Source organism: Enterobacter cloacae complex sp. CARB60 (genome assembly GCF_036487345.1).
Taxonomy (GTDB): Bacteria; Pseudomonadota; Gammaproteobacteria; order Enterobacterales; family Enterobacteriaceae; genus Enterobacter; species Enterobacter asburiae_D.
In genome coordinates, this window is the sequence record NZ_JAZKLC010000002.1 from 1,251,664 (window position 1) to 1,271,045 (window position 19,382).

Below are 19,382 nucleotides of genomic sequence, written 5' to 3' on the forward strand. Positions count from 1 at the left end.
TTTCCTTCCGGACGCTGAAAGGCTTTAAGGTAGGCGTATAAGTGTTATCGCCAGGATATGTTTTGATGGAACGCGTCTATCGGACCGATCTCAAGCTGCTGCGCTATTTTCTGGCCGTGGCGGAGGAACTGCATTTTGGACGGGCTGCGGCCCGTCTCAACATGTCTCAGCCGCCGTTAAGCCTGCATATTAAAGAGCTGGAAAGTCAGCTGGGCACGTTACTGTTTATTCGCCACTCGCGGAGCGTCGTGTTGACGCATGCCGGTAAAGTGCTGATGGAAGAGTCCCGTCGGCTGCTGGCCAGCGCAAACCAGGCTCTGGCTCGCGTCGAGCAAATTGGTCGAGGTGAGGCAGGGCGCATTGAGCTAGGAATTGTCGGCACCGCCATGTGGAGCGAGGTGCGCACGGTGATGCGCGCTTTCCTGAAAGAGCATCCGAATGTTGATGTCGTTTTTCGCGAAAAATCGCCGGTCATGCAGATGGCGCTGCTTGAGCGCCGGGAGCTGGACGTTGGCATCTGGCGAATGGCAACGGAACCTACCGCGGGGTTTACCAGCCTGCGGTTGCGTGAGGCGGCTTTTCTGGTGGCGATGCCGGAAGATCACCGGCTGGTCAGGGAGCCTTCCATTGCGCTCGCAGAATTGCAGGACGAGTATTTTGTCACGATGCCGTCGGCCCATTCTGACTGGGCATTTTTACATCGCGTCTGCCAGCAGGCCGGTTTTTCGCCGATGATTGTGCGCGAAGCCGTTGAACCACAAACCGTGCTGGCGATGATCAGCATGGGGATGGGGATTACGCTCGCCGCAGACAGCTACGCGCAAATGCAGTGGCCGGGCGTGGTGTTCCGCCCGCTGAAAGAGCGTATACCGGCAGATTTGTATGTGGTGTATGACGAGAAGCAGGCGACACCTGCGGTGAAGACGTTGATTGCAACACTGGTGATGTAAATCGCAGATAGCAAAAAAGCGCCTTTAGGGCGCTTTTTTACATTGGTGGGTCGTGCAGGATTCGAACCTGCGACCAATTGATTAAAAGTCAACTGCTCTACCAACTGAGCTAACGACCCGAAATGGTGGGCGATGACGGGCTCGAACCGCCGACCCCCTCCGTGTAAAGGAGATGCTCTACCAACTGAGCTAATCGCCCATTTCGGAACTACTGCGATAAGGTGAGAATGGTGGGCGATGACGGGCTCGAACCGCCGACCCCCTCCGTGTAAAGGAGATGCTCTACCAACTGAGCTAATCGCCCAATCTCAATTCTTATCTACACTGCGAGTCTACCGAAGTAGATGGTGGGTGATGACGGGCTCGAACCGCCGACCCCCTCCGTGTAAAGGAGATGCTCTACCAACTGAGCTAATCACCCCCGCTGTGTGGAGTCGCATTATAGGGAGAGTTGAAAATGAGTCAACGCATTTTCTAAAGTTTTTATTCGTTCGTCGTAAAATTAAACAAAACGATCGTGAAACGGGCTGTGGCGCATGATTTCTAAACAAAAATCGCAAACTCGGTCACGATAAAGGGATCAACATTGAGGAATCCCCCCACAGTGATAGAATATTGCCCATCGTTTTTTCCCCAGGATTTGCCGATTGCCGGCATCTTTATAACGTAAGGCCATTTCATGAAAATCAAAACTCGCTTCGCGCCGAGCCCGACAGGCTATCTGCACGTCGGTGGTGCACGTACCGCTCTCTATTCCTGGCTTTTCGCACGCCATAACAAAGGTGAGTTCGTGCTGCGTATTGAAGACACCGATCTTGAGCGCTCCACGCCGGAAGCAATTGAAGCCATTATGGATGGGATGAACTGGCTGAATCTGGAATGGGACGAAGGCCCGTATTTTCAGACCAAACGCTTTGACCGCTATAACGCCGTCATTGATGAGATGCTGGTCGCGGGCACGGCGTATAAGTGCTACTGCTCTAAAGAGCGTCTGGATGAACTGCGTGAAGCGCAGATGGCGAACGGTGAAAAGCCGCGTTATGACGGCCGCTGCCGCCACGACCACAGCGAGCATGCTGCTGATGAGCCTTGCGTGGTGCGTTTTGCTAACCCGCAGGATGGCTCTGTGATCTTTGACGACCAGATCCGTGGCCCAATTGAATTCAGCAACCAGGAGCTGGACGATCTGATCATCCGTCGCACCGACGGTTCCCCAACGTACAACTTCTGCGTAGTGGTTGACGACTGGGATATGGAAATTACCCACGTTGTCCGTGGTGAAGACCATATCAACAATACCCCGCGTCAGATCAACATCCTGAAAGCGCTGAATGCCCCTGTTCCGGTCTATGCGCACGTCTCCATGATCAACGGCGATGACGGGAAAAAACTGTCTAAACGTCACGGTGCGGTGAGCGTCATGCAGTATCGCGACGACGGTTATCTGCCGGAAGCGCTGCTGAACTATCTGGTGCGCCTGGGCTGGGCCCACGGTGACCAGGAGATCTTCAGCCGTGAAGAGATGATCGAACTGTTCTCTCTGAGCTCTGTGAGCAAATCAGCGAGCGCATTTAATACCGACAAGCTCCAGTGGCTGAACCATCACTACATCAATACCATGCAGCCAGAATATGTGGCGACGTACCTGCAGTGGCACATTGAGCAGGCAAATATTGATACCCGCACCGGCCCTGAACTGGCGGAGCTGGTGAAACTGCTCGGCGAGCGCTGCAAAACGCTGAAAGAAATTGCCGAAAGCTGCCGCTACTTCTATGAAGAGTTTGATGCGTTCGACGCGGACGCCGCGAAGAAACACCTCCGCCCGGTTGCGCGTCAGCCGCTGGAAGTGGTGCGCGACAAGCTGGCTGCACTCACCGAGTGGACCGCTGAGAATGTGCATCACGCTATTCAGGCGACGGCAGACGAGCTGGAAGTCGGTATGGGTAAAGTCGGTATGCCACTGCGCGTTGCGGTGACCGGTGCGGGTCAGTCTCCGGCGCTGGATGTGACGGTTCATGCCATCGGCAAGTCACGCAGCGTAGCGCGCATTAACAAGGCGCTGGATTTTATCGCTGAACGTGAAAGTCAGCAGTAAGTACGCCTCAGATAAAAAAACGGCAGGGTAACCTGCCGTTTTTTTATGCCTTTTATTCAGTGATACCCAGCCGCGTAAGAAAGCCGTCTATGCCTTCGCGTTTCAATAAGGCGTCCAGACGCATCTGCTCCGGCGGAGTCATACTCTCCAGCGTCTCAATAATACCCGGAGACAGGTTTGAAGAGGGGTCACTGTAGGAAGCGGTGACCTCCGCGAGATGGTAAACCGCCTGACGGTTACGGATCGCCGGGAGGCTCATAATATGCTCCTTCACGCGCGTATCAACATGAATGAGCCGTGCTCGACCACCCTTCACGCCGTTGAGTCCTTCCGTTTTCCATCCCTGCTGGCGTATCCAGCGATTAACCGTTTGTCTGGCAACGCCCAAACTCTCCGCCAGCTCTTCCGTGGTCATTTTGCTACGTAATTTTTTCATATCAGTTCTGATCGCGAATCCCTAAACGTTGCAACAATCCGGTAATCCCTTCCCGCATTAATAGCGATGTCATCTGCTTCTGCTCTTCCGGCGTCATTTCATTGGCCAGCGTCAGGAGCAGGGTGTGAAGCGAACCGTCATGGCTGGCGCCGTCTGGCAGTTCAGACGTTTCACTTGCCCGACGTGCGCTGCGGATAAAGTCACGGACTTTTTCGTTCACATGTACCAGGCGCGCTTTCCCGCCCTGAACGCCTGGCTTTGGTGACGTAATCCAACCCTCTTTGCGTACCCATTTATTGATGGTCTGGCGGCTATAGCCAGTGAGGAGGGCTAACTCTTCTGGCGTCATTCGTTCCTTGATCATGCAATTTCCTGAATATCTGTGGGGTTAATTAACGGCTCATTTTATAGCACCGTTTTACGTGAAAACGTGACAGGCTTAACTCCTGGCTGCGAGCAGGCTCGCAAAGTGATTCATTTGCATGATTTTTCGGCGATTGAATGGCTGGGATTGATTTTGCCGTTGACACTCCGCAGCGGAATTCATATTATGCCGCCCGTCAACATGACAGCTTTACGATGGGGCTATAGCTCAGCTGGGAGAGCGCTTGCATGGCATGCAAGAGGTCAGCGGTTCGATCCCGCTTAGCTCCACCAAACTCTGAACCCAACAGAGTGCGGTTAGTAAAGTAACATGTGGGGCTATAGCTCAGCTGGGAGAGCGCTTGCATGGCATGCAAGAGGTCAGCGGTTCGATCCCGCTTAGCTCCACCAAAATTGTAAACCCTCGTCAAAAGACGAGGGTTTTTTTATGTGTTTGTAACACCCACCCCCGTATTTTGTTATCAAAAAGAAGGTATTCCCATACCTCACCTCAATCGACATCAATAAACCAGTCTATAAATAGACTTGAACTTGATTCGTGCAATTAATAAACCTATTATCCATCCGGTCAATGATTCGAACGGATAATATACTCATCAGCTTAATGAATAGAAAAACGTACAATAATGTAAAGATATTTATAATTGCCCTGACACTTTGTCTGATTGCGGTACCTGTCTCCCGTTATCTTTCTCCCCGTGCAATTGTTAATGGTCACGACGTTTATTTAGCATGGCTACCGCTAAGCGTTATGCTGGCGGTTGTTCTGCTATTTGGGCGCAGGGCTATTCTTCCCATTGTGTTAGGTTTTACTGTCACTAATCTATTTTATATTAATTTAGCACCGCTACAATATGCAGTATTACTGTTTTGTCAGACCTTTGCGTTGTTCTCGGCATGCGGCGTTCTGCGCATCATACTGGGTAAGCGTTGGCGCTACTGCATCCCTAACAAGCACATCGGTTTACGTATATTCTGGCTTGGTTTTATCGTGCCGATAGGTATTAAACTGTCGATGTATTTGGCGGGCTATTTATTTGATTTTCCTGTGACAATATCGACCTTTTTCGGCGAGGGAACGGTAATTTATAACGTTGTAGATATACTGAGCCTGATATGTGCGGCGTTGATTTTTACCATGATGTTCTATTACCCGCTAAGAATGATAATTAATCCTCGCTATGCGAGAAAGTTCTGGCGGCAAAGCGTGAAGCCCGTGTTTTTTCACAAGAATTCATTATATATTTTTGTCTGGCTAATGCTTTTAATTTTCATTCTCGTCATTTTATGTGGTCCTTTTGAATCACCCGTCATTGCCGGCTATTTGATGCCGCTGATTTTTATTCTTTTTACCTTAGCGATAAGCCGCCTGACCTATGCGCTTATCTCTCTGCTGTGGGCTGCATCCGCGCTCCTGCTGTTGACCTACAACTACAACTTCCTTAACGGGGTGGAAACGGGCCATTCGCTCTCTTTTATCCTGTCCGTGCTTATCTCTTTCGCTATCTGTTTGCTTTACATGTCGCGGATCTATCAGCGCAGCGAATGGCTAAAGCGGGGCTGGCAGGACAGGGCGCTCACCGATCCGCTGACCGGGTTGCCGAACATCCGTGCGCTGGAGGATTATCTTGAGATTCATCCGGATGCCAAAGTGTGCATTCTGCGCATGGATAACCTGGAATTTTTGAGCCGCCACTACGGGATTATTATGCGGGTCCATTGCAAACGAACGATCGCCACGTCGCTTCAGCCGCTCCTGCAAAAAGATGAGATGCTCTTCCAGTTGCCCGGAAGCGAGCTGGTGCTGGTATTGCTTGGGCCTGAAATTGCTGAACGTCTCCAGCATATGGTCGATCGGCTCAACAGCAGTAAGATTTTCTGGAACAACGCCGGGCTGGATATTGAGTTTGGCGCGTCCTGGGGAATGGTCGAAAATGGCGAAAAGCTGCATCACACGCTGGGGCAGCTGAGCTGGCTGGCAGAGCAGGCCAGCGGAGCGCAAAACGTTCTCGCACTCACGAATAGCCTCGAGGCGGCATCAGGGCAAACAACGGAGCGCGTCCTGATGCTGGCGCGGATTAAGCATGCTCTGGAGACGGATCGATTCCATTTATACGCGCAGCCGATCCAGAAGGCGGACGGGAGCGGGTATTACGAAATTCTGGCGCGTATGGAGAGCGAGGGCGAGATCTTCACTCCTGACCGCTTTATTCCTTTGATTGCCCAGTTCAACCTCAGCCACCGGTTTGATATGTGCATTATGGAGAAATTACTTCTGTGGCTGCGCGATCACCCTGCAACGCAGGCTGGCGCCCGTTTCTCTGTCAATCTGATGCCGCTCACGCTGATGCAAAAAGAGGTGGCGACCGAAATTTGCGCGCTCTTTGAACGCTACGGCGTTGCGCCTCAGGCCGTCGTGATTGAGATCACCGAAGAGCAGGCCTTCTCAAATTCAGGCTGCAGCATCCACAATATTCAGCAGCTGCGGGATTACGGTTTCCGGATTGCCATTGATGATTTTGGTACCGGCTACGCCAACTACGAGCGTCTCAGACGCCTGCAGGCAGATATCATTAAGATTGACGGTTGTTTTGTTAAAGACATTTGTACCGACGATATGGATGCGATGATCGTCCAGTCGATGTGTAATCTGGCGAAGACGAAATCGCTGTGCGTCGTAGCGGAATACGTAGAAACGCCGGCCCAGAGGGAGATGTTGCTTCGCTTCGGCGTGGATTACCTGCAGGGCTACCTGATAGGTAAACCCAAACCGCTGGAAGAATTGCGGGCATAAAAAAACCGGGAGCCAGGCTCCCGGTTTTTGTTTAACGGTAAACGTTACAGGACCAGTGCCGCGATGGAAGCAGACAGGACGCTCACCAGCGTAGAGCCGTAAACCAGCTTCAGGCCAAAGCGAGAAACCACGTTACCCTGTTCTTCGTTCAGACCTTTAATCGCGCCCGCGATAATCCCGATGGACGAGAAGTTCGCGAAGGAGACCAGGAACACGGACAGAATGCCTTCCGCGCGCGGAGAAAGCGTGCTCGCAATTTTCTGCAGATCCATCATCGCAACGAATTCGTTAGATACCAGTTTGGTTGCCATGATACTCCCTACCTGCAGCGCTTCATGAGCCGGAACACCCATCACCCATGCAACCGGGTAGAAGATGTAGCCCAGAATACCCTGGAAGGAGATACCCAGCACCGCTGCGAACAGGGCGTTCAGCGCAGAAATCAGCGCAATGAAGCCGATCAGCATGGCGGCAACGATAATCGCTACTTTGAAACCAGCCAGAATGTATTCACCCAGCATTTCGAAGAAGCTCTGGCCTTCGTGCAGGTTAGACATCTGGATGTTCTCTTCGCTGGCGTCAACGCGGTAAGGGTTGATCAGCGACAGAACGATAAAGGTGCTGAACATGTTCAGAACCAGCGCCGCAACAACATACTTTGGCTCCAGCATGGTCATATACGCGCCCACGATAGACATGGAAACGGTAGACATTGCGGTTGCCGCCATGGTGTACATGCGGTTGCGGGACATTTTGCCGAGAATATCTTTATACGCGATGAAGTTCTCAGACTGACCGAGGATCAGGGAACTGACGGCGTTAAAGGATTCCAGCTTGCCCATGCCGTTCACTTTGGATAACAGGAAGCCAATTCCACGAATAACGAACGGCAGAACGCGGATGTGCTGCAGAATACCGATCAGCGCGGAGATGAAGACGATTGGGCAGAGAACCTTCAGGAAGAAGAACGCCAGACCTTCGTCGTTCATTTTACCGAAGACAAAGTTGGTCCCTTCGTTGGCGAATCCGAGCAGTTTTTCGAACATTTCGGAGAAGCCTTTCACGAAGCCCAGACCTACGTTGGAGTTCAGGAAGAACCACGCAAGTAAAACTTCAATGACCAGCAGCTGGACAACATAACGGATACGAATTTTTTTGCGGTCTGTGCTGACCAGCAATGCAAGTGCAGTAACGACAACAAGTGCCAGGACAAAATGAAGGACGCGGTCCATATTTGCTCCAAATATGAGGCAGGTTTAATTTTCGTGCACATTCTATGTAACAAGCGAAAAGAAAACGAGATCGAGGACACACTATAGTTACATCCTGTGACGAGTCTCAAAAATAGTGATCCACAATACATTTTTGTTATGTTAGGTAAATGAGTGAAAAGTTAAGTTTGTGTGCTAGGCTTCACAAAAGCGCGCGCGATTTCAGTTTCTGTTAGATCGCCCCACTTACCCGCCCGCCTATCGTTCAAAGCTATCAGAGAAATCACTGTAAACTGCATAAATGATCTTGATAATCATTCTCATTTTGGTAGCATTAAACATAGCAAAGGCTATATTTCAGAGGCAGAAATGACAAACAGTCGCGTAGAGGGTAGCAGTGGCAGAGCCGCGCGCAAGTTGCGGTTCGCATTAATGGGACCTGCGTTCATCGCTGCCATTGGCTATATCGATCCAGGTAACTTTGCGACCAATATTCAGGCCGGGGCCAGCTTCGGCTATAAGCTGCTGTGGGTGGTCGTCTGGGCTAACCTGATGGCGATGCTGATTCAGATGCTCTCCGCAAAGCTGGGGATTGCCACGGGCAAAAACCTGGCGGAGCAAATTCGCGACCATTATCCGCGTCCGGCCGTCTGGCTCTACTGGGTCCAGGCTGAAATCATCGCCATGGCCACTGACCTCGCAGAATTTATCGGCGCAGCGATCGGCTTTAAGCTGATTCTGGGGGTGTCGCTGTTGCAGGGGGCGGTACTGACCGGGATTGCCACTTTCCTGATCCTGATGCTGCAGCGTCGGGGCCAAAAGCCGCTGGAGAAGGTCATCGGCGGCCTGCTGCTGTTTGTCGCGGCGGCCTATATCGTTGAGCTGATTTTCTCACAGCCGAATCTGGCGCAGCTTGGTAAAGGTATGGTGATCCCAAGCCTGCCAACCTCGGAAGCGGTGTTCCTGGCCGCCGGGGTATTGGGGGCGACCATCATGCCGCATGTGATTTACCTCCACTCCTCGCTGACTCAGCATCTGCACGGTGGGACGCGCAAAGAGCGTTACTCCGCCACCAAATGGGACGTGGCGATCGCCATGACCATCGCGGGGTTTGTCAATCTGGCGATGATGGCTACCGCAGCCGCGGCTTTCCATTTTAACGGTCATACCGGTATTGCCGATCTCGACCAGGCCTATCTCACGCTGGAGCCGTTACTGAGCCATGCTGCCGCCACGATATTTGGTCTCAGCCTGGTGGCTGCCGGTCTCTCTTCGACGGTGGTGGGCACGCTGGCAGGCCAGGTGGTGATGCAGGGATTTGTTCGGTTCCATATTCCGCTGTGGGTTCGTCGCTCTGTTACCATGCTCCCGTCATTTATCGTGATTCTGATGGGGCTCGACCCAACGCGAATTCTGGTCATGAGCCAGGTGCTGCTGAGTTTTGGTATCGCGCTGGCGCTGGTGCCGCTGCTGATCTTCACCAGCAACAAAACCCTGATGGGCGAACTGGTCAACTCAACGCTGGTGAAAAGGACCGGGTGGGTCATCGTGGTGGTAGTGGTGGCGCTGAACCTGTGGCTGCTGATTGGTACCGCGTTGGGGCTCTAAAAGAAAAAGGAGCCGGGAGGCTCCTTTTTGCTGTTAGTCGTCATGACCGTGATGGCCATGTCCGTGACCTTTGCCGCGACCCCAGCCACCGCGACGGTCGTCACGATCGTTCCAGCCTTCGCGGTAGCCGCGCTCATACGCGTTGTTTTTATACCAGCCGCGGTGTCTGCCGTTATCATGTTTCCACCAGCGGTCTCCGTGCCACTCATAGTGACGGTTCCAGTAGTCACGGTCGCGCCAGTAGCCACCGTCCCAGTATCTGCCGTAGTCGTCACGATCGCCAATTTGTAATTTTACTGATGGCAACAGGGTGATTTCGCCCGCAGTGGCGATCAGCGGGGCTGAAGCCAGTAATACCGCTGCAAGAATCAGTGACCTGAACATACTCTTTCTCCTTCACGATCGGGGCCTTTGTTGGGCCTGTTAATGCAATATTACGAGTTGGTAAAGCCTCGTTTCATCGCCTCAACTCCGAATTCCTGGGTGAGAGCACTTTTTGCTAAAAGTGGTTCTACTTTGAGCAGTTCAAAATCTCTTCAATATGGGCTAATTCTTCCGCAGAGAAATGGCGATTTTCCAGCATGCCTACGGCGTCATCAATCTGAGCTGTTTTACTTGCCCCAATCAGCACGGACGTCACATTCTCATGGCGTAATACCCAGGCCAGTGCCATCTGGGACAGCTTCTGGCCGCGCTCTTCCGCCATGGCGTTCAGCTTTCTTACCTTCTCCAGCTTCTCTTCGGTGATCTGGTCAGGATTAAGGAACTGACTGCCGCTTGCCGCGCGTGAATCAGCCGGAATGCCGTTCAGATAGCGGTTGGTCAGTTGCCCGCCTGCCATCGGCGAGAAGGGAATACAGCCAACCCCTTTTTCCTGCAATACGTTCAGCAACCCCGCTTCCGGCGCACGCTCAAACAGAGAGTATTTCGGCTGGTGGATCAGGCAGGGCGTACCGAGATCGTCAAGAATATCAATCGCCTTGCGGGCCAGTTCTGCAGGGTAGTTGGATAAGCCGACATACAGGGCTTTTCCCTGGCGCACCACATGGTCAAGCGCTTTCATGGTTTCCAGCAGCGGCGTTTGTGGGTCAGGACGGTGATGATAGAAGATATCGACATACTCCAGACCCATACGCTTCAGGCTTTGATCGAGGCTTGCCAGCAGGTATTTACGTGACCCCCAGTCGCCGTACGGACCCTCCCACATGGTATATCCCGCCTTCGTGGAGACGATCAGCTCGTCGCGCCAGGGCAGAAAATCCTCCTGCAAAATACGGCCGAAATTTCGCTCGGCCGACCCCGGCGGGGGACCGTAGTTATTGGCAAGGTCGAAATGCGTAATACCCAGGTCGAACGCGCGCTGTAAAAGTTGACGGCTGTTTTCGATAAGCGTGGTGTCGCCAAAATTATGCCACAGCCCAAGCGAGATAGCGGGCAGCCTGAGCCCGCTTTGGCCGCAACGGCGATACTCCATTGTCCGATAACGATTTTTGTCCGGCTGATAACCCATTCTTATGACCTCTGGCGCTGAAGAAATAATCAGTGTATGCGTTTACATTAACGTGAAAAAAAGCAGCATAGCGCAGCCTTTTTTGTAAAGCATTCTTTCCATGACCTACTTATCGCCAATTCTGGACAGTCATCACGCTTATTTAATACTCAAGGTGAGGTCAACATTAGAAGGATACCTGTTTATGCGTACCCCATACTGCGTCGCCGATTACCTGCTGGACCGTCTTACAGATTGTGGAGCCGATCATCTGTTTGGCGTGCCGGGCGACTATAACCTGCAGTTTCTCGACCATGTGATAGACAGCCCGGATATCTGCTGGGTGGGCTGTGCCAACGAGTTAAACGCCTCTTATGCCGCGGACGGATATGCCCGATGTAAGGGCTTCGCCGCGCTGCTGACGACATTTGGCGTAGGGGAGTTAAGCGCGATGAACGGCATTGCGGGCAGCTATGCCGAGCACGTTCCGGTGCTGCATATTGTGGGCGCGCCGGGTACGGCGTCACAGCAAAGAGGGGAACTGCTGCACCATACGCTGGGCGATGGTGAGTTTCGTCATTTTTACCATATGAGCGAACCGATCACCGTTGCACAGGCGATCCTGACCGAACAAAACGCCTGCTATGAGATTGACCGGGTGTTAACTACCATGCTCCGGGAACGTCGCCCCGGCTATCTGATGTTGCCCGCCGACGTGGCAAAAAAGGCCGCCACGCCGCCTGTAAACGCTCTCACTCTCCGGCACGCGCATGCCGATAGTGCTTGTCTGAAAGCCTTCCGGGATGCCGCAGAGAACAGGCTGGCCATGAGCAAGCGTACTGCGCTGCTGGCCGATTTCCTTGTCCTGCGCCATGGCCTGAAGCATGTCTTACAGAAATGGGTCAAGGACGTGCCGATGGCGCACGCCACCATGCTGATGGGTAAAGGCATCTTTGACGAGCGTCACGCCGGTTTTTACGGCACGTACAGCGGTTCGGCGAGCGCCGGCGCGGTAAAGGAGGCGATTGAGGGAGCAGACACGGTGCTGTGCATCGGCACGCGATTTACCGATACCCTCACAGCTGGCTTCACGCATCAGTTAACCCCCTCACAAACAATTGAAGTTCAGCCTCATGCCTCACGCGTCGGTGACGTCTGGTTTACCGGCATCCCCATGCTTCAGGCAATCGAAACGCTGGTGGAGCTGTGTAAGCAGCACGTGCATGGTACGCCGGTACCGTCCTCTCAAAGCGCGATGCCCTATCCGCAGCCGGATGGCTCGCTGACGCAGGAGAATTTCTGGAAAACGCTGCAGACGTTTATCCGCCCGGGAGACATCATTCTTGCGGATCAGGGAACCTCGGCCTTCGGCGCGATCGACCTTCGTCTTCCGGCTGACGTGAATTTTATCGTCCAGCCGCTGTGGGGATCGATCGGCTACACGCTGGCGGCGGCATTTGGCGCGCAAACCGCCTGCCCGAACCGGCGCGTGATTGTGCTGACGGGAGATGGCGCGGCGCAGCTCACCATCCAGGAACTTGGCTCGATGCTGCGGGATAAACAGCACCCCATCATTCTGGTCCTTAACAACGAAGGGTACACGGTGGAAAGGGCGATCCACGGGCCTGAGCAGCGGTATAACGACATCGCGCTATGGAACTGGACGCAACTACCGCAGGCCCTGAGCCTTGATCCTCAGGCTCAGAGCTGGCGTGTCAGTGAAGCGGAGCAGCTGGCGGACGTACTGGAAAAAGTCGCGCACCACGAGCGGCTCTCGCTGATTGAGGTGATGCTGCCGAAAGCAGATATCCCACCGCTGCTGGGGGCGCTTACCAAAGCGCTGGAAGCGCGCAATAACGCCTGATCACTTGTCGTTTCGCCAGGCCATCATCATCGGTTTGCCCGCCAGCAGGAGCCAGGCGGGCAACATCACGATACAGAGCAGGGGGAAAAGCGTTGAATCGGGTACTACCACCGCCGCCATAAACAGGCTGAGCCACGCGTCGCGCGTGACCACCAGAACCAGCCCCAGAATAGAGCAGGAGACGGTAATGGCCGCCGGCACCGCATCGACATGTTCGTGCAGCATCAGCCCCAGCGCTACGCCGACAAAGACCGCCGGGAAGATGCGCCCACCGCGGAAACCGCAGGCTGCAGCCACCACCAGCGCGGCCAGCTTAATAACGGCAAACAGCAGATAGTCGGAGACGCTGAACACCTGGCTGAAGGCCAGCTGCTGCATCTCGTCCAGACCTTTGAACAAAGTCACCGTCCCGCCGATTGCCCCTAAAATACCAAGAATCAAACCGCCGGCCCCCAGGATTAACACCGGGTGTTTCAGTTTATGCACCAGCCGGTGCAGGCGCGGAAGACACCATACCGCGACCATCCCCAGCGCGATGGCGATGGCGACAACGATGGCGCCGCTGAAAATATCGGCTATCTGCATCTGGCCGTAGTGAGGGAGCGAGAGCGAAAAATGGGGATGGAAAAACAGGCTGGTCGTCAACGCGCCGGCGGCTGCGGCCATTAGCGGCGCAAAGAGTTTATCCCACAGCGGGACGTCGTTATTGCTGCTGAGCGTCTGCGAAAAGATCAGTGCAGCAGCGACGGGCGTGCCGAAAAGCGCCCCGATGGTGCCTGCGGAGGCGAGGATGGTCCAGTCCAGCGCGCCGACGCGGGGCAAAATGCGTGAACCGAGGAAAACCGCCAGGCCAATATTCACCGCCATAATCGGATGCTCAGGCCCCAGGCTGACGCCGCCGGCCAGACCGATAATCAACGCGATAATCAGCCCCGGCAGTGCCGAAGGGGAAACCGGGGCGCCAATCAGGGGTTCCTGCGCCGGGTCTGGCCCGGCATGGCCGGGACTGAAACGGATCACCAGGCCCACTGCAATACCGGTCAACGTCAGCATCACAACGATCCAGGCAGGAGAATCCGCGGTAGCGCCCAGTGTTGCCGGAAGCGCTGTCCATAACATTGTTTGTAGTACCGACGCGACTTTCATCACGACAATGAGCACCAGGCTTGAGGCTACGCCAATGATTAACGCCGGAATGGCCAGCAACAGCATGGTTCTGGCTCGCGGGTGGAGCATGATGATTTCCTTGTACAAAACGGTATTACGTTACTTTGCACATTAAGCTTTATGGCAATAGTGCAAAAGGTGCTGAAACGGTAAAGTTATTCTGTGACGAAGATCGATAATCCATGGGCATTCACCTTACGGCCGTTGTTGTTATCACGCCTTGAATTTACAGTGTCCCAAAGATTTATTCTGACTTTAGCGGAGCAGTAGAAGAATGACAAAGTATGCTTTGGTAGGTGATGTGGGCGGCACGAACGCGCGCCTCGCATTATGCGATGTAAGTAGCGGTGAGATTTCCCGGGCGAAAACCTACTCAGGGCTGGATTATCCAAGCCTTGAGGCCGTTGTCCGCGTCTATCTGGACGAGCATCAGGTGAGCGTTGAAGACGGCTGCATCGCGATTGCCTGCCCGATAACCGGCGACTGGGTCGCAATGACCAACCATACCTGGGCATTCTCCATCGCAGAGATGAAAAAAAACCTCGGTTTTGCGCATCTTGAAATCATCAATGACTTCACCGCGGTCTCCATGGCGATCCCGATGCTGAAGCCTGAGCATCTGATCCAGTTTGGCGGCGCTGAACCGGTCGAAGGCAAGCCGATTGCGGTTTACGGGGCCGGTACCGGCCTGGGCGTGTCGCATCTGGTGCATGTTGCCCAGCGTTGGGTGAGCCTGCCGGGTGAAGGCGGCCACGTAGACTTCGCGCCAAACAGCGAAGAAGAGGGCATTATCCTCGAAGAGTTACGCGCTGAGATCGGCCACGTCTCCGCCGAGCGCGTCCTTTCAGGTCCGGGGCTGGTGAACCTCTACCGGGCGATTGTGAAATCTGACGGTCGTCTGCCGGAAAACCTGCAGCCGAAAGACGTCACCGAGCGCGCGCTGGCGGACAGCTGCATTGACTGCCGTCGTGCCCTGTCGCTGTTCTGCGTGATCATGGGACGTTTTGGCGGCAACCTGGCGCTGACGCTGGGTACCTTCGGTGGGGTCTATATTGCGGGCGGGATCGTACCGCGCTTCCTCGACTTCTTTAAAGCCTCAGGCTTCCGTGGCGGGTTTGAAGATAAAGGGCGTTTCAGAAGCTACGTGCAGGACATTCCGGTTTATCTGATCGTGCATGATAACCCTGGCCTGCTGGGTTCGGGCGCCCATCTGCGTCAGGTTCTTGGTCAAATCCTCTGACGCATAGCCCTCTCCCGCGGGAGAGGGCGCTTTCTTTACAGGTGCATCAGCTGGCGGAACTCTTTCACCTTGCTGCGGCTCACCGGCACCTGAAAATCCAGATCCTTCAGACGCAAAATGTAGGTGTTGTTAAACCAGGGTTCGATCTCGCGGATCTTGTTTAAATTCACGCAGAACGAACGGTGGCAGCGGAAAAAGTGTGCCGTCGGCAGCTTGCTGCAAAACTCGGTGATGTTCATTGCCATCACGTACGATTCCCGCCGCGTATAGACAAACGTCATCTTTTCATGGGCTTCGGCATAGTAGATATCGTTGACCGGCGTCACGATGATGCGCTCGTCTTTAACCAGGTTAATGGTGTCGTTTTCCCGTACCGCTGGGGTGGCGCTAGCGGGAGCGGTCTGCTGCTGCCATGCGGCCTCCAGCTTTTGCAGCATGCTGACAATCCGAGACTCCTGATAAGGCTTAAGAATGTAGTCAAACGCCTCCAGCTCGAAGGCCTCTACGGCGTGCTCTTTCCAGGCGGTGACGAAAACGATAAACGGCTTGTGGGCAAACTGATTGATGTTTTGCGCCAGCAACACGCCATCCAGCGACGGGATATTGATATCCAGGAAAATGGCGTCGACCCGGTTATGCTGCAAAAACTTCAGCACGTCCAGACCATCATCAAACGTACCCACAATCTCCATCTGGCTGTGGTTTTTAATAAGCCAGGTGAGCTCCTGTTGAGCCAGGAACTCATCTTCTACGATGATAACTTTCATGGGCTACTCCACCTGGGGCAACAGTGATGTCGTCGTATGCGCGAGAGAGCGTTCATTCGGGACGTAAAAAGAAATTTCGGTGCCCGGCTCAAGACGGTGAATATGCAGTCCGTCGCCGTAAAGCAGCTTGACCCGGTGGTGCACGTTCAGCAGGCCGATTTTATTCCCGGGCATCTCGTTAGACTCCACGCGCTCAATGACTTTTGGATCAATCCCGTGGCCGGTATCGCGCACGGCAATACGCACGCGGTTGCCGCTTTCGGTGACGCTGATGGTGACGACGCCTTTGCCTTTACAGGGCTGAATACCGTGAACAATCGCGTTTTCGACCAGCGGCTGGATAAGCAGGCTCGGGATCACGCAGTTGACCTCTTCATCAATATCGTAAATGACCGTGAGCTTGTCGCCAAAGCGCGCCTGCTCAATCGCGATGTAGTCCTTGATTTGATACAGCTCTTTTTTAATGTCGATCTGCTCGTCATCTTTCAGCTCGATGTTGTAGCGCAGATAGCGCGACAGGTTGAAAATCAGCTGGCGCGCGGTGTCCGGATTAAGACGAATGGACGAGGAGATAGCGTTCAGCGCGTTAAACAGGAAATGGGGATTGATTTTGCTCTGCAGCGCGCGCAGCTCTGCCTTATTTGCCATCTCACGCAGCTGTTCCGCCCGTGAAACCTCAAGCTGGGTGGAGATAATCTGCGACAGGCCAATCGCCATCTCCTGCAGGGAGGAGGTGATCTGATGCGCGTGACAGTAATAAATTTTCAGGGTGCCCGTCACGACGCCTTTCTCCCACAGCGGGATCACCAGCATCGAGTGGATCTCCGGCGTTCTGTGGGCTTCATCATTGTTTTTAATAATAATTTTACCGTAGTTAATCGCCTGCCTGGTGGTCGGGCTAATGGTGTCATCGTTGTCGCGATAGTTGTGTTCGCCGACGCCAACGTAGGCCAGCACGTGGTCAATATTGGTAATGGCGACGGCGTCAGCATGGATATCGTGGCGGATAATTTCGCAGACCTGACGCAACGATTCCGCGTTAACGTGGCGGAAAAGCGGCAGCGTTTTGTTGGCGATATCCAGCGCCAGCTTGGCCTGACGGGCGGCACTGGCCTCTTTTTCCCCTTCAACGCTTTGCACCAGCAGCACGATAAAACCGATGCACACGCTGCCCAGGATCATCGGAATACCGATTTTTGAGACGATATCCAGCCCCAGCGCGGTGGTGGGGGCCCAGACGACGACCAGGATCATGGTCAGCGTTTCGCACACCATGCCTGCGACGATCCCGGCGCGCCAGCGCTGTTTTTTCGGGGTTTTTCGGCCGATCCAGCCGGAAAGCACCCCGGCGATAATGCTGGTGATAAAGCACGGCACCGCCGTTACGCCACCGATATCAATCAGGTAGCGGTGCGTCCCGGCAATCAGGCCGGTGATGACGCCCACCCACGGACCAAACAAAATCCCGCCGGACATGACGGCGATAATACGCACGTTAACCAGCGAACCCTCTACCGGCACGCCGGACCAGGTGCTGAACAGGGCGAACAGCGAAAAGATGGCGGTAACGGCCAGCAGCTCTTTTGGCGAGTGGGCTGATTTGTGCAACAGCTCGCGAAACAGGCGAATGCGAATGAGGAAGAACAGGCAAATCAGCATTAATGCCGCACGGTCAAAAACCGCCAGCAGCATAGTGAATATTTCGTGCACGAGGAGACCTGGGAAAACGGGAAAGAACCATGATAAAAAACCTGACGCGTATTGACCAGCTATCCGTCAGGTTTATCAAATGAGGAAAACCATAATTTGCAAAGGGGATTATCTGGCGGTGACCGATGCGTCCTGTTTTTTCCTTGCCCGCGTAACGTCAGGTAACTGGTTTGATATCATCATGTTAAATAACAGCTATCAGAAAGCCGATTCCGAAACAGAGGCTTCCGCTTTTAGGCGCAGCCGGGTTCCGGTTTTCAGACGATCGCTTTTTTTTCATTTCCCTCTCGACAGCATGATTTTTTTCAGGTTATTTTCTAAACATGCCACATCGGTGGCAGCGTCGCTCGGACGGTCCGGGCGCTAACGTTAATCTGAGGAATCTATGGCTGAATTCAGTCCTGAACGCCGTTTTACGCGTATCGATCGTCTCCCCCCTTATGTTTTCAATATCACTGCTGAACTGAAAATGGCTGCGCGTCGGCGCGGCGAAGATATCATTGATTTCAGCATGGGTAACCCTGACGGCCCAACGCCGCCGCATATCGTTGAAAAGCTCTGCACGGTTGCCCAGCGCCCGGATACGCACGGCTACTCAACCTCTCGCGGTATCCCCAGATTACGTCGCGCGATCTCGCGCTGGTATCAGGATCGCTATCAGGTTGATATCGATCCGGAAAGTGAAGCGATTGTCACCATCGGCTCGAAAGAGGGGCTGGCACACCTGATGCTGGCCACGCTGGATCATGGCGATACGGTGTTAGTGCCTAATCCAAGCTACCCGATCCATATCTACGGCGCGGTGATTGCCGGGGCGCAGGTCCGCTCCGTGCCGCTGGTGGAAGGTGTCGATTTCTTTAATGAACTGGAACGTGCGATTCGCGAAAGCTATCCGAAACCCAAGATGATGATCCTTGGCTTCCCGTCGAACCCAACGGCCCAGTGCGTGGAGCTCGATTTCTTCGAGAAAGTTGTCGCGCTGGCCAAGCGTTATGACGTGCTGGTGGTTCACGATTTAGCCTACGCTGACATCGTCTATGACGGCTGGAAAGCCCCGTCGATTATGCAGGTCCCGGGCGCGCGTGACGTGGCGGTAGAGTTCTTTACTCTGTCTAAAAGCTACAACATGGCGGGCTGGCGTATTGGTTTTATGGTGGGTAACAAAACGCTGGTGAGTGCACTGGCGCGGATTAAGAGTTATCACGACTACGGTACCTTCACGCCGCTGCAGGTCGCTGCTATCGCTGCCCTGGAAGGCGATCAGCAGTGCGTTCATGAGATTGCCGCCCAGTATAAGCGCCGCCGCGACGTGCTGGTAAAAGGGTTGCATGAAGCTGGCTGGATGGTGGAAATGCCGAAAGCGTCCATGTACGTCTGGGCGAAAATTCCGGAGCCATATGCGGCGATGGGATCGCTGGAGTTTGCCAAAAAGCTGCTGCAGGATGCGAAGGTGTGTGTGTCACCGGGCATTGGCTTTGGTGATTATGGCGACACCCATGTGCGATTTGCTCTGATTGAAAACAGCGACCGTATTCGTCAGGCGGTGAGGGGCATCAAGAGTATGTTCCGTGCCGACGGTCTTCTCACCTCAAAGAGTGTCGCAGAACACCCCGCGTCGTCATGACATAAAAAAACAGGAGCCGATGGCTCCTGTTTTTTTGACTGCA

At 54.0% G+C, this 19,382-nt stretch carries 16 protein-coding genes and 6 tRNA genes; 10 read left to right on the plus strand and 12 right to left on the minus strand.

Translation table 11 applies throughout. The features are described from left to right. Window positions 1-65 precede the first annotated feature (65 nt). A complete protein-coding gene (locus V4835_RS07060; protein ID WP_331411684.1) occupies window positions 66-950 on the plus strand; it encodes a LysR family transcriptional regulator in 885 nt (294 codons plus the stop codon). Window positions 951-993: 43 nt separating this feature from the next. On the opposite strand, the gene V4835_RS07065 is transcribed toward V4835_RS07060, so the two are convergent. From V4835_RS07065 to V4835_RS07080, 4 genes are all read right to left on the minus strand, one after another. Further along, a tRNA-Lys gene (locus tag V4835_RS07065) sits at window positions 994-1,069 on the minus strand. A 4-nt stretch (window positions 1,070-1,073) separates the two neighbouring features. Beyond that, window positions 1,074-1,149 (minus strand) — tRNA-Val (locus V4835_RS07070). Window positions 1,150-1,178: 29 nt separating this feature from the next. After that, window positions 1,179-1,254, minus strand: a tRNA-Val gene (locus V4835_RS07075). A gap of 41 nt (window positions 1,255-1,295) precedes the next feature. After that, a tRNA-Val gene (locus V4835_RS07080) sits at window positions 1,296-1,371 on the minus strand. 258 nt (window positions 1,372-1,629) lie between these two features. Here V4835_RS07080 and gltX point away from each other — a divergent pair. Continuing rightward, entirely contained in the window at window positions 1,630-3,045 is a 1,416-nt protein-coding gene (gltX, locus tag V4835_RS07085) for a glutamate--tRNA ligase (protein ID WP_331411685.1), read from the plus strand. A 52-nt stretch (window positions 3,046-3,097) separates the two neighbouring features. Here the strand turns inward: gltX and V4835_RS07090 are convergent, their stop codons facing one another. Together V4835_RS07090 and V4835_RS07095 are read right to left on the minus strand one after the other, a co-directional pair. Next, the gene (locus V4835_RS07090) at window positions 3,098-3,481 is read right to left on the minus strand and encodes a YfeC-like transcriptional regulator (protein WP_331411687.1); all 384 of its coding nucleotides are present in this window, start codon (window positions 3,479-3,481) and stop codon (window positions 3,098-3,100) included. Between the two features lies 1 nt (window position 3,482). After that, window positions 3,483-3,845, minus strand: coding sequence for a YfeC-like transcriptional regulator (locus tag V4835_RS07095; protein WP_063143493.1), 363 nt, complete (start codon window positions 3,843-3,845; stop codon window positions 3,483-3,485). A 217-nt stretch (window positions 3,846-4,062) separates the two neighbouring features. Here V4835_RS07095 and V4835_RS07100 point away from each other — a divergent pair. The 3 genes from V4835_RS07100 to V4835_RS07110 all read left to right on the plus strand — a co-directional run bounded on the left by V4835_RS07100 (window position 4,063) and on the right by V4835_RS07110 (window position 6,659). Next, window positions 4,063-4,138 (plus strand) — tRNA-Ala (locus tag V4835_RS07100). A gap of 41 nt (window positions 4,139-4,179) precedes the next feature. Further along, a tRNA-Ala gene (locus tag V4835_RS07105) sits at window positions 4,180-4,255 on the plus strand. Window positions 4,256-4,469: 214 nt separating this feature from the next. Further along, complete coding sequence (locus V4835_RS07110) at window positions 4,470-6,659, plus strand: sensor domain-containing phosphodiesterase (protein ID WP_331411690.1); 2,190 nt, start codon at window positions 4,470-4,472, stop codon at window positions 6,657-6,659. A gap of 44 nt (window positions 6,660-6,703) precedes the next feature. Here V4835_RS07110 and V4835_RS07115 read toward each other — a convergent pair whose 3' ends face one another. Then, a complete protein-coding gene (locus V4835_RS07115; RefSeq protein ID WP_008501591.1) occupies window positions 6,704-7,891 on the minus strand; it encodes a NupC/NupG family nucleoside CNT transporter in 1,188 nt (395 codons plus the stop codon). Between the two features lie 348 nt (window positions 7,892-8,239). On the opposite strand from V4835_RS07115, the gene V4835_RS07120 reads away from it, so the two are divergent. Continuing rightward, window positions 8,240-9,478, plus strand: coding sequence for an Nramp family divalent metal transporter (locus V4835_RS07120; RefSeq protein ID WP_331411692.1), 1,239 nt, complete (start codon window positions 8,240-8,242; stop codon window positions 9,476-9,478). 33 nt (window positions 9,479-9,511) lie between these two features. On the opposite strand, the gene V4835_RS07125 is transcribed toward V4835_RS07120, so the two are convergent. Both V4835_RS07125 and mgrA read right to left on the minus strand, forming a co-directional pair. After that, window positions 9,512-9,862, minus strand: a complete 351-nt coding sequence (locus V4835_RS07125) for a DUF2502 domain-containing protein (protein WP_331411694.1) — start codon at window positions 9,860-9,862, stop codon at window positions 9,512-9,514. A 127-nt stretch (window positions 9,863-9,989) separates the two neighbouring features. Next, complete coding sequence (gene mgrA / locus V4835_RS07130) at window positions 9,990-10,988, minus strand: L-glyceraldehyde 3-phosphate reductase (RefSeq protein WP_331411696.1); 999 nt, start codon at window positions 10,986-10,988, stop codon at window positions 9,990-9,992. A 184-nt stretch (window positions 10,989-11,172) separates the two neighbouring features. On the opposite strand from mgrA, the gene ipdC reads away from it, so the two are divergent. Continuing rightward, a complete protein-coding gene (ipdC, locus tag V4835_RS07135) occupies window positions 11,173-12,831 on the plus strand; it encodes an indolepyruvate decarboxylase (protein WP_331411698.1) in 1,659 nt (552 codons plus the stop codon). Here the strand turns inward: ipdC and V4835_RS07140 are convergent, their stop codons facing one another. Next, a complete protein-coding gene (locus V4835_RS07140; protein ID WP_259386829.1) occupies window positions 12,832-14,067 on the minus strand; it encodes an ion channel protein in 1,236 nt (411 codons plus the stop codon). Between the two features lie 205 nt (window positions 14,068-14,272). On the opposite strand from V4835_RS07140, the gene glk reads away from it, so the two are divergent. Next, window positions 14,273-15,238: a glucokinase gene (gene glk, locus V4835_RS07145; protein WP_048029635.1), complete on the plus strand. Its 966-nt coding sequence runs from the start codon at window positions 14,273-14,275 to the stop codon at window positions 15,236-15,238. Between the two features lie 35 nt (window positions 15,239-15,273). Here glk and V4835_RS07150 read toward each other — a convergent pair whose 3' ends face one another. Both V4835_RS07150 and V4835_RS07155 read right to left on the minus strand, forming a co-directional pair. Next, on the minus strand, window positions 15,274-16,005 hold the full coding sequence (locus V4835_RS07150; RefSeq protein WP_063143501.1) for a LytR/AlgR family response regulator transcription factor: 732 nt from the start codon (window positions 16,003-16,005) through the stop codon (window positions 15,274-15,276). Between the two features lie 3 nt (window positions 16,006-16,008). Continuing rightward, the gene (locus tag V4835_RS07155) at window positions 16,009-17,715 is read right to left on the minus strand and encodes a sensor histidine kinase (protein WP_063143502.1); all 1,707 of its coding nucleotides are present in this window, start codon (window positions 17,713-17,715) and stop codon (window positions 16,009-16,011) included. Window positions 17,716-17,794: 79 nt separating this feature from the next. Between V4835_RS07155 and V4835_RS07160 the strand changes: the two genes are divergently transcribed. Together V4835_RS07160 and alaC are read left to right on the plus strand one after the other, a co-directional pair. Then, window positions 17,795-18,082 (plus strand): hypothetical protein, encoded by a 288-nt coding sequence (locus V4835_RS07160; protein ID WP_331411703.1) that lies wholly within the window; start codon window positions 17,795-17,797, stop codon window positions 18,080-18,082. 18 nt (window positions 18,083-18,100) lie between these two features. Continuing rightward, entirely contained in the window at window positions 18,101-19,339 is a 1,239-nt protein-coding gene (alaC, locus tag V4835_RS07165) for an alanine transaminase (RefSeq protein WP_023308710.1), read from the plus strand. Window positions 19,340-19,382 lie beyond the last annotated feature (43 nt).